Origin of the sequence: Jeotgalicoccus psychrophilus DSM 19085, assembly GCF_000425845.1 — a bacterium.
In the GTDB taxonomy this organism is placed as follows: domain Bacteria; phylum Bacillota; class Bacilli; order Staphylococcales; family Salinicoccaceae; genus Jeotgalicoccus; species Jeotgalicoccus psychrophilus.
Genome location: NZ_AUEF01000027.1, coordinates 1 through 10,312, shown reverse-complemented (window position 1 = coordinate 10,312; position 10,312 = coordinate 1). Strand labels below are relative to the sequence as shown.

12 protein-coding genes are annotated in these 10,312 nt (G+C 30.4%); 6 read left to right on the top strand and 6 right to left on the bottom strand.

What is annotated here, in order from left to right; genetic code table 11:
* Positions 1 to 109: 109 nt before the first annotated feature.
* The 3 genes from H625_RS0108630 to H625_RS0108615 all read right to left on the bottom strand — a co-directional run bounded on the left by H625_RS0108630 (position 110) and on the right by H625_RS0108615 (position 2,126).
* On the bottom strand, positions 110 to 526 hold the full coding sequence (locus tag H625_RS0108630; protein WP_026859553.1) for a ribbon-helix-helix domain-containing protein: 417 nt from the start codon (positions 524 to 526) through the stop codon (positions 110 to 112).
* Positions 519 to 806, bottom strand: coding sequence for a hypothetical protein (locus H625_RS0108625; RefSeq protein ID WP_026859552.1), 288 nt, complete (start codon positions 804 to 806; stop codon positions 519 to 521). Before H625_RS0108625 ends, H625_RS0108630 begins: the two co-directional genes overlap by 8 nt.
* Positions 807 to 1,520: 714 nt before the next feature.
* Positions 1,521 to 2,126 (bottom strand): stage II sporulation protein M, encoded by a 606-nt coding sequence (locus H625_RS0108615; RefSeq protein ID WP_026859551.1) that lies wholly within the window; start codon positions 2,124 to 2,126, stop codon positions 1,521 to 1,523.
* A 452-nt stretch (positions 2,127 to 2,578) separates the two neighbouring features.
* Here H625_RS0108615 and H625_RS0108610 point away from each other — a divergent pair, with 452 nt between their 5' ends.
* The 3 genes from H625_RS0108610 to H625_RS0108600 all read left to right on the top strand — a co-directional run bounded on the left by H625_RS0108610 (position 2,579) and on the right by H625_RS0108600 (position 4,215).
* A complete protein-coding gene (locus H625_RS0108610) occupies positions 2,579 to 3,130 on the top strand; it encodes a recombinase family protein (RefSeq protein WP_026859550.1) in 552 nt (183 codons plus the stop codon).
* Between the two features lie 256 nt (positions 3,131 to 3,386).
* Positions 3,387 to 3,770, top strand: a complete 384-nt coding sequence (locus tag H625_RS0108605) for a helix-turn-helix domain-containing protein (protein ID WP_026859549.1) — start codon at positions 3,387 to 3,389, stop codon at positions 3,768 to 3,770.
* Position 3,771: 1 nt separating this feature from the next.
* A complete protein-coding gene (locus tag H625_RS0108600; protein WP_026859548.1) occupies positions 3,772 to 4,215 on the top strand; it encodes a PBECR3 domain-containing polyvalent protein in 444 nt (147 codons plus the stop codon).
* 679 nt (positions 4,216 to 4,894) lie between these two features.
* Here the strand turns inward: H625_RS0108600 and H625_RS0108595 are convergent.
* Together H625_RS0108595 and H625_RS12875 are read right to left on the bottom strand one after the other, a co-directional pair.
* Positions 4,895 to 5,824 carry a hypothetical protein gene (locus H625_RS0108595; protein ID WP_026859547.1) on the bottom strand — a complete coding sequence of 310 codons (930 nt, stop codon included), beginning with the start codon at positions 5,822 to 5,824 and terminating at the stop codon, positions 4,895 to 4,897.
* Between the two features lie 322 nt (positions 5,825 to 6,146).
* Positions 6,147 to 6,938 (bottom strand): MerR family transcriptional regulator, encoded by a 792-nt coding sequence (locus tag H625_RS12875; protein WP_035785602.1) that lies wholly within the window; start codon positions 6,936 to 6,938, stop codon positions 6,147 to 6,149.
* A gap of 375 nt (positions 6,939 to 7,313) precedes the next feature.
* On the opposite strand from H625_RS12875, the gene H625_RS0108585 reads away from it, so the two are divergent.
* Genes H625_RS0108585 through H625_RS0108575 form a run of 3 tightly spaced genes read left to right on the top strand, consistent with a single transcriptional unit; the run spans position 7,314 to position 9,462 of the window.
* Entirely contained in the window at positions 7,314 to 8,177 is an 864-nt protein-coding gene (locus tag H625_RS0108585; protein ID WP_026859546.1) for a S8 family peptidase, read from the top strand.
* Positions 8,146 to 8,943, top strand: a complete 798-nt coding sequence (locus H625_RS13810) for an SAR2788 family putative toxin (protein ID WP_211222584.1) — start codon at positions 8,146 to 8,148, stop codon at positions 8,941 to 8,943. Before H625_RS0108585 ends, H625_RS13810 begins: the two co-directional genes overlap by 32 nt.
* A complete protein-coding gene (locus H625_RS0108575; protein ID WP_026859544.1) occupies positions 8,944 to 9,462 on the top strand; it encodes a hypothetical protein in 519 nt (172 codons plus the stop codon).
* 597 nt (positions 9,463 to 10,059) lie between these two features.
* Here the strand turns inward: H625_RS0108575 and H625_RS13625 are convergent.
* Positions 10,060 to 10,233, bottom strand: coding sequence for a hypothetical protein (locus H625_RS13625; RefSeq protein WP_156897213.1), 174 nt, complete (start codon positions 10,231 to 10,233; stop codon positions 10,060 to 10,062).
* Between the last annotated feature and the right edge of the window lie 79 nt (positions 10,234 to 10,312).

Genomic DNA, 10,312 nt, shown 5'->3' with positions numbered 1-10,312 from the left:
AAGCGAAAATTAATAGCTAATGCTACTACTTTCGCTTGCGCTCTTAGTATATTTCAAGGACTGTTACTCACAAAAAATTTTCTCGGATAAACAGTTCGTAATTCCTGTGTTAATCCCCATAAATATTTTTAAACATTTCATCAGAGGACAATTTAGTTTCTGTTGGCTCTTTTACTGGTTGATGATTCATTTTTTGATTTCTGAAATCATCATCAATAATTTCTACAGCCTTCTTATAAAAATAACTATCTTTGTAAAGTTCAGTCGGCACAGCATCTTGTTTCTTCAACAGCGTGGTCAATTGTTGCATTAAAATTCTTGCATGACGGTTCGTTGCTTTCATATCCTTTTCAAGCTGGGCCACTTTAGAATCTGTCAAAACTTCTTTCTGATCAATATATCTGCGTAATAAACTGCTCACCATTTCACTCACAGAACGAAACTCATCATCATCAACTAAAAAATCTTTCACATCATCATGTAATTCTTCAGACATATACACTGTAATTCGTTTCCCTTTATTCATCTTCTATTACCTCCACATTTAATGTTTCCATCAATAAATCTAGGACAGCCCCAAGATACTTTTTATTATTAATATATTCTCTTGTTTGTTCTTCCATCACTTCAGCAAGTAATTCAATTTTTCGATTCATTCGAGTTTCAATATCGTTAAACATATTATTCTCAATATCTTTGTTTAATAACTCAATAAAATAAGTGTTCATAGAAATATTCATCTTTTCTGCTCGATCCTTTGCCAAACTATAATCTTGTTCATCTAAACGTAAAGTAACCTTCTTCAACGCATTACATTCCTTTCATTAAAAAATAACATACAAAAAACATAAAACCCAAAAGGTATTTATTTGTATGTTATTATAACCTATTTTGTATTCATTTGTATGTTATTATCAAAAATATGTATGTTTTTAGTGTGTTTAGCGTATTTTTAATGAGGGCATAAGGTTCGGGTCGGCACTGCCGACCCCGTCTACGTTTGGGAGCGAAAGCGACCAGTAGTGACGGCACGAACCCCTTATGCTCTTTATAAATAGTACTTAGGTTTTACTCATTTTCGCTTTTTTTCTGCATTTCTGATTTTTACTTTTCATTTTTTTTGATCTTTACACTTTTATTTTCCAATTTTAATTATTAATCCCCCCATCGTTTTACTGTTTTCTATTTTAAATTCTAATTTTATATCTCATCATTACTTTATTTAGCTCATACAAGCTCACTGACTGCCTTCAAACATACATGACTCTTTAACTATCTATTAAAAAAATAAAAGACACAGGATAGTCCTATACCTTTTAAAATGAATTTAACTTATTTACTTTTTTTCTTACCGGATGAGACAAACATAAACACTGCATACATCACAACCATTAAAATAAGTGCAAAACTCATATTCAAATTCTCCTTGTTTTAATTTTCACTTCAAGCATAATATACTCCGAAACAAAACCTATCAAACTAGGCAATGATTTTGATTTTTAAATTTCCGATATTTCTTTCTAAAAAAGATTAAATATAACATCAGCTATGTAAGTTTCCAAAAATGCAGCTGCAATGATCATTGGCAATATCAACACCAAATAAATTATTATTATGCTCCAAACTTTCTTAACAAGAAAAACCTGATCTTTATCTTTCTTGAATACATTTTTAATTTTTGTTCTAATCACTCGATTTAACTCAAACAGAACTGCTGCAAATAAACAGAGAGCAAAAATTTCAGTGAAATAATGAGGGGAAGCAGACACAATCATCTCAATACCTTTTATAAAATCCAGATGCAAAACAATTCCAAACAGAATACCAGGGAGAAGAGCAGTTGATATTATATTTACAAGATATATAAACTGTATAGGAATTAAAGCCAATATAAACATTTGCAAAGGCACTATGAATCCATTATTCACAATATATGCCCATACTTTGTTAATCCCTGTGGATTCTTTCACTTGATCCGAGGACTTGTTTTCAAAGGACTCCATTACTCCTTTTATATCGGGATTAATCATGTAAGTTATTACTATCCCCAATATTGTCACTATTATTGCGATGACAAAGAAAACTATAGCCCGTTTAAAAACACTTTTATTTATTGCTTTATACATTTTCATCACCTTATTCATTAGATAAATCTCTAAAAAAATAGCTTGTTTATTGAAACCTATTGTATATTAATCTATCTCTTTTTCATCAATCAATTCACCATAAATAAAAAAGTTCCATTAAAGGAGACCCAGAAAGGAATTATAAAGTTCACACATGCATAACAGAGCGTATACAAAACCCTGCCTAGAGTTTTTGTCCTTGTGGGCTCGTATGGTTGTTATTTTATCTGTTTTAAATAACGACCGTTATTGTAACAGAATGGCACTTTATAAATATTGTTCTTTTGCACTGTTATATATGTTACATTACTTGTATCATAATCTGTGTATCAAAAGTTTAAAATCTTTTGAGTTATATAACATTTAGCAAGCCGCACAGAGCATTTTAAAATCATTTCTGCGAACAACTGTATAGTAAATGATTAATATTTCAAGAAAATAAGGTGATATATATGGCGAAAATTGGTTACGCAAGGGTTAGCACCCAGGATCAGAATCTAGATAGTCAGATTGATATGCTGAAAGATTACGGTTGTAATCGGATTTTTTCAGAGAAAGTCAGCGGACGTAAATATAAAAGAACAGAGTTGGATAAATGCTTAGATTATATGCGTGAGGGTGACACACTGGTCATTACAAAGCTTGACCGTCTTGGGCGGACAACAAAACAATTGATTGAGTTATCGCAGCATCTCGAAGATAATGAGATCGATTTAGAGATAGTTGATATGAATATCAATACCAATGATGCGATGGGGAAGATGTTCTTTACAATGATGTCAGCCTTTGCTGAATTGGAAGCAAACTTATTAAGTGAAAGAACAAAAAAAGGATTAGCGTCAGCTAGAGCTCGAGGTCGAACAGGTGGACGTCCTGGAATTAATGAGAACAAGAAAGACATGATTAAATCACTATATAATTCAAAGGAATATACAGGGGAAGAAATAGCAAAAATGGCTGGTGTTTCTCGAGGTACTGTTTATAGAGTTATTAAAGAGAAATAATAGAGGGTGGCATCTAATCTGCCACCCTCTATTATTTTATTATTTCTTCCTGATATTCCTCAAATAAAGGATTATATAAATCAGCCAATGTATGATGACCATATTTCTCTTTTCTATACCACTATATGGAAATGGTGATGAGTACGAATGTTAGAGTTTTGAGTGTTGGTATTTTCAGATAAATGTGCTAAAAATAAAAATTAATTAAGCGTACAAGATTTCGTCTTGTTAGTTTGCAACTTTTAAGGGTGATAAGATGGATTTTAAAAAAATTCCAAACTATAGGAAAAAGTCTCTATTAAATAATAATTATAAAAAATGGAAAGAAAATAAGTTTGAAACAGAGGGTTTTTTTCCTATTTTTATATCCTTTAAAGAAGAATTTTTATTAAAAAACCTTTCCGGTAATGCTCTTAAATTATATATATATTTAGGGTTGCGTAGTGGGAATAATACAGGAGAAACATGGATTAGTATTGAAACTATATGTAAGTACTTTGAGAAATCTCCTCGTACAATATCTTATTGGCTTAAAGAGTTGATAGATAAAGGTTTAATTTCACGTTTCCAATTGGAAAAAGACTCTTCTTCTCACACATTTTTACTTCCATATAGCACTTTTAATAAAGAGGAGAGATAAAGTGGCAAATTTGATAAATGAACTCAGTAAAAATAGATATGTCACTATAGGATATTTAACTAAAGAACATTGCACTATATTTAATAGCTTCGGTATCTTATCTCATACTTTAGAAGTGGGCCAGAAAATAATTATGTGGGATGACCGCATCGATCACGTAAAAGATAAACATGCCATCGAGTTTCATTTAGAGGCTGAGTATTATATAAATATAATGCCAAATATAATTGCCAATCCAACTTTCATAGGGATACATCCTAAAGGACACGGTATAGAGTATTTTGGATATATACAAAATACTCAGGAGAATGTTTTAGTCGCAATCAAAGCACAAAGCGATAAACATGGGAATCTTTGTTTTCGTTCGACTTATCCTGTTAAACAAGAGAGATTACAAGCTTTCATTCGTAGTAATAGGGTAGTACGATGTACTAATTCTCCATAAGCTATGTGTTTAACTTATTTATTTTTGTGTTATAATATATGTATATTAGAAATAATTATTTAATAAATTAATTATTAAGGACGGAACAGGCAGCCGTCACGCCTATTGTTAATAGGTCTTAAAGAGATGCAGATTGCCACCTGCTAATAATTAATTTAAAAAGAGCCCGAGAGGGCTCTTTTTATTTTCTCAAAATTAATGAAATCATTTCTCATTCTATGTCTATGGTCTAAGCAAGCATAAAGTTGTCCATGCCTAAATATTAAAATAGAAATACGGTGAAAGTTCACAGTTATGAGCTATCAAACCCTCTATACTAGCAGGTATTAGAGTAAAGGAATGAAAAGCTGAAGTATCACAAATCTGGAACAAGAAATATTCATTAGTATTTAAAAAATTGAATCTCTCTACTATTAAGATATTCATCAATAATCGCTCTAATTTTAATCATTTAAATGAAATTATATTACAAATTATTCAATTCGTTATTTAATTCACAATAACTATCCTTATCCTCTATATACCAATGTTTATAATTATGTTATACTCCTTTCCGAGAAATGTAATTTTCGGAAAGGAGATATTTAAATATTCTGTTTTCTTATGTAAAATAAAATATATATAAGAAATAAAATTTCGTTACTAACCTGTTGCTAATACTTAATAAGAGGCTGAATTTCTATATTAAATTAAAGTTGGTTGGAGCAGGTTCTATAAACCTATCCAGTGTTCCATACTCTGATAAATTGAATGCACTTGAATAAGCTACACTCTTCGCATAACTAAAGATATTATAAACCTTTTTACCACCTTGTTGTTCTCTTCTTAATGCACGAACTAAGCTGTTTAAAGCGTTCACGATTACCTCGATTAATTCAAACTGATCTAAAGCGTTTTGACCATAAGTAAACTCTGTGACTTCTTTCATCATCACTTTATACAAACGTAATAGCTGTTGTTCTGTAAAGAATGGTCTAAACTGCTCCCATAATTCTATAGGTAGTCCACTCGGCTTAATTTTAGCGTGTTTAATATTATGTTGGCGAACTTTATAACTTTCTTTATCGCTCAGATTATTGTTATTACTTGTAGTACTTAAAATATTAAAAGTATAGTAATTAATATTCATAGTACGTTTTTTCATAGAGACATAAACAAATGCTTGAGTCTGTTGACTTTCACGCTGTTTTAAATGGTGTTCTCGGTAGCTCAAAACCGATAGCTCATTTTGTTTAGCTACATACGCTTTATATGTCTTATTAAAGTATGCTAGTGATGGAACTATGTATATACAAGCCCCATATCCTTTGCTCACTGGACGAATAGAGTTTTCGATGACTAACGCACCTTTATTTACTAATCGTGTTATATAGCGCTTAACAGTTGAAACAGACCATTCTAGATTACTCGCTATAGTTTTATGTAATAGGGATACTACACCAATGGATCGGGCAGCACTCTTCTGACGGATAAAGTTTAATAAAGCGTACTCTTTTCCGTTGAGATACTTATTCATTTCGTTTGCTGCGATGTCCATATCCTTAGAGCTTTTGTAGCTACTCAAATCATACAGGTTAATTTCAGGATAGTTCTTAATAGTTATACTCATTACGTATACATTCCTTCCTCTTCAAAAAGAAAAAGAGCATTACCGAATTTCTATCGGCAACACTCGAATATATACACTTATCGTGATAAGGTTTAATTAAAATATCTTGAATTAATCGTCTTTATACGATAAACTTTAAATTATTCAAGAATATTCGAACCACCACGATAAGAGTTATCCAAAGGTTTGCCGTATGTGCGTACGGTTAAGCTGTCATAATAAGTGCGCTAACACTTATTATGATGCTGGATGACTCTTTTTTTTCGTTCATTTAAGTTAATTTCAATATTAACGCTTACATTATCGAATTGCAAACAGTAATTTATCCTTTCAAAGCTTTTAAAATCCTAGTGAAGAGCCCATCTTTTTTAGCAGGGCTCTCAGATTGTTCTAAGTTGGTTACGGGTGTGTAATCATCATTAGTTACGTACGTATTACCATCATTAGTAATTTCCTCTGAAGACTTGGTTTCATCGTCTTCATTGCCCTTTTCACTATCGAAACTAGTAAGGTTTATTTCATTCTCCGTTACGGGTGCGTAATGATCCTGAATTACGTTGTTGTTACGGTCTGAATTAGACTCTTTCACTTCTGATTTATCTAAAAATTCTTGTTGTTTTTCATCTAAAATAATTTCTTCATTTTCATCGTATTCGCTTATTGCATGTGTATTTTCTAACATCCCTGTTATTCTTTCATTCTCAGAATTAAGTTTCTCTAGCTTTTCATAAAGTTGTTTATTATTATTTTTTATAGTTTGTAAATCTTCATACATCAACTTCATGAGTTCATATAAAGCACCTATTTGACCATCACTAGGTAGGCTGTCTGCCTTATTAATATAGCCGTTGTTGACTGTACTATGTATGCTATCCATCTCTTGAACTACATTCACTGCACTATCTGCAATACTGTAGCCTTCTTTTTGAACAAGCTCTACCATTCTCATAATTGCAGCTACATTTTCCGGACTATATAAACGATGATTATTGTCATCACGTTTAATTTCATTGTAACCATGATCCTCTAACTCACGAATATATTTTCTTAAATTAAAATCTTTTAGACCTGTTTTCTCTACAATATATTTTGTTGAATAATAGTTCTTTGTCATACCTTTTCACTCCAGGATTTATAAGTTAGTATAAGAAGTTCATTTCGTAACTATTATACGTAACGGCACGTAATAATTACTAGGTTCGACACTAGTAATTATTATCCATTAAACTTTATTATAACAGTGTTTTCAGTAGTAACTATGCGTAACTTTATAATAGTTCGTAGTAATTACTATGCATTTATTATAATCAAATTTAGCATAGAGCTAGTCTATAGAAATGATATTAAACGATTATAGTGTATTTATCTTTTATGAGTATTATTATAATGATTAATAACTTATATACATTCCATAAGAATGTATATATAGTGTATATAAGTTATTGTAATTATATATTTTAACATTCATTAGACTGTGGTGAACATTGTTATGTGGAGATTAATTAAAAATTTGATACCTTTTCCTTTAATATTAATAATTATATTTTATGCAATTAACACTTATAATTATAATGATTGGGCGGTAGAAAAGACTTATTGTGCTTCATACAATTATAAAGAGCAAAAAAGGCCCATTAAGATTGCAATATTAGATTCAGGTATAAAACAGCTCGATATATTTAATGGAACTTCTTTTACCACATACAATGCTCTTGAAAACAGCAATGATGTTAACCCAGTGTATAATCACGGAACCCAAATCTTAAGTATTATTAATGGAGCTACCAGTAACTTCACACATATGGGTGTTCACGTCGATTTAGATGTGTTGGACATACAAATCTTAGACCATAATGGAATAGGAAATATTGAAAGTTTCACAAGAGGTCTAGAATACGCTTTAGAACAAAGTCCAGATATCATACATATGAGCTTTTCTACTACAGAAAATGATACAAAGATTGAAAAATTGATAAAGAAAGCAGGAGAAAATAATATACTTCTTGTAGCAGCATCAGGAAATAGTTTAGGTTTCGAATCAGGTTATCCAGCGAGATATAAGGAGGTAATCTCTATTTCAGCCATTGATGAAAATATGAATAGGTATGGATATTCATCAATAAACTACATTGACTATGTAGCTCCAGGTGTAAATGTACCTGTCATTAATTCATTAGGGGAATTAGAAAATGTTAGTGGTACTTCTTATAGTGCAGCGCATTTTACAAATTTATTGGCAATACTCAAAACAAAATTAACTACAAAGGAATTACTTGACTACTTAGATCATAATACGGAGAGACTGGGTAACCATAAGTATTTTGGCAACGGAATTGTCAGGTATGGGTGCTGAAATGAAAATATTATTAGGTAAGTTATTTTTATCATTATTAGTATTTATTGTTTTACTAACACACGGTGGTATTTTTAATACTGTTCATGCAATGAATCAAATTGAAAGCGTTGATAGCAGTGAAGCTGATGCCTTATTCACAGAAGAAAATATTGAAGTTAATGTTGGAGAAGAAGATGTAGTAATCGTTGAGACAGAGTACAACACTGAAGATATCGAATTGGAGACGACATTAAATTTTGATATAGAGAATGAAGATATTACTGCAGATGTATATATGGATGATGAGTACGGTAATACTGTAGATACAACCTTTGATATTGATTTAATAGAAGTCAATAATGAAGACCATATCATTGCACTATTTACTGATATTAATACAGGCGAGTCAATACTTTATGATTCTGTACAAGTAGAGGCTAGCATAGCACCTCTTATTGCAGCTATTGCTTCTCTTATTGCTAAATCTGGTATTAAACAAGCAATTAAAAAGCATGGTTTAAGCAAAGTTAAAAATGCTGTCAAAACTAATGGTACTGCTGCAACAAATGCAGCCAAAAAATTAGGTTATAATAAAACAAGCTACACATCACATGGTCAGACGGTATACAAAAATGAGAAAAGTAAAAATCCGAAGTATATTACGCGAGATATCGATAGTCATTCGGGTGGTGTATGGAAAGGTGCGAGTAGCGTTAAAAATTTGGGGGCAAAAAAAACAAGAAGTGGGACATATGATATTAATATGAAGAGGATAGGAAACTAAATGACTCAATTATTTACTAACTTGAATTTGAGTATAACTACAAGTGGAGGAACGCCATATTTCTTAGTATCAAAGGATAATAGGATTAGATTTGATATTGATTATGTAGATCATAATATTCTAAATAATATTTTTAGTTTATTGAGTATCTCAAGTACTTATTTAAATTTAATTTACTTGGATAATGTGGAGGAATTTGGTGAGAAATACAGGGAAGATACAAGTACTGTTAATGATTTTTTTCAAACTAATGAATGTGAAATTATATCAATAAAAGACGAAGAAGATAACAACAAAATATTGAATTTTCATCAAATAAAGAACTGTAAAGAAAATGATATATTAAATTATATTCTATATATATCGAATGGGGGGTATAGTAACTTACTATATTTTTATAATGATAGTATGATTATTAAAATTAGTTCAGATATACTGGATATTGTTCATGAGGATTCCAATATTATTACTTTAATGAAAGTACAGTTCAATAGTTTATATGATAAGTATTACGAATAACGTATCAAAATAGAGTAGAAAGGCGAGATTACTCAAAGTGATCTCGCCTTATTTCATAAAAGATTATAATTCTAACCAAAGGGGATGAAAAAAATCAAAAACGAAACAAACACGTTAATATTACATTTCATTTGGATGTCTTTCGCAGTTTCTATTACTTATCTTTGGTCTCAAACAGCAGTATTTGTATTTCCAATTTGGTTATTAATATTTCCAATTTTATTTTTTATTTTAATTGTTCGTTCAAATATAGAATCCACAGAAAACAAAGATAAAAAAGACCTAAAAAATTTATAAAATAACTGTATATATTCCGTTTATATTTATTCCAACTTCCTTTTTATGTGATCCAACAGCGAAACAAAAAAAGGCAATATAGCATATTTCTAACTGTCCTTTTTTTATTTAATCCTACTCATTTTTTGTTTGTAATCTACCGTGAATGAAAATTAAATATATTAATCCAAGACTAGTTAATAGCACATAAGTCACAGCATTAATACTTTCTGTAATAACAAAAAGCGTAAGAACAACAAACAATAAAACAACAACTAAAAATTTAATTGCAGAAAAAAATTTATAATAGCTTCCTCCTTTTTATTCTTTCTTTGTTCTTTTCTCTAACAGATATTTAATAAAACTCCCTACTCCTAATCCAATCGTCAAAACCAAAATAGTAATTAGGACATCACTTAATTCTCTATCGAAGATGAAATAAGTTAATACTGAAACAACTACCATTACAAAAAATAAAAATAGAAAATCTTTCATAACCTTCCCCCTTATATTTTATTCCAATTTCCTTTTCTGTGTGTGATGCGCTGCGTCCATTGAAAATCCTAGAGCTTTG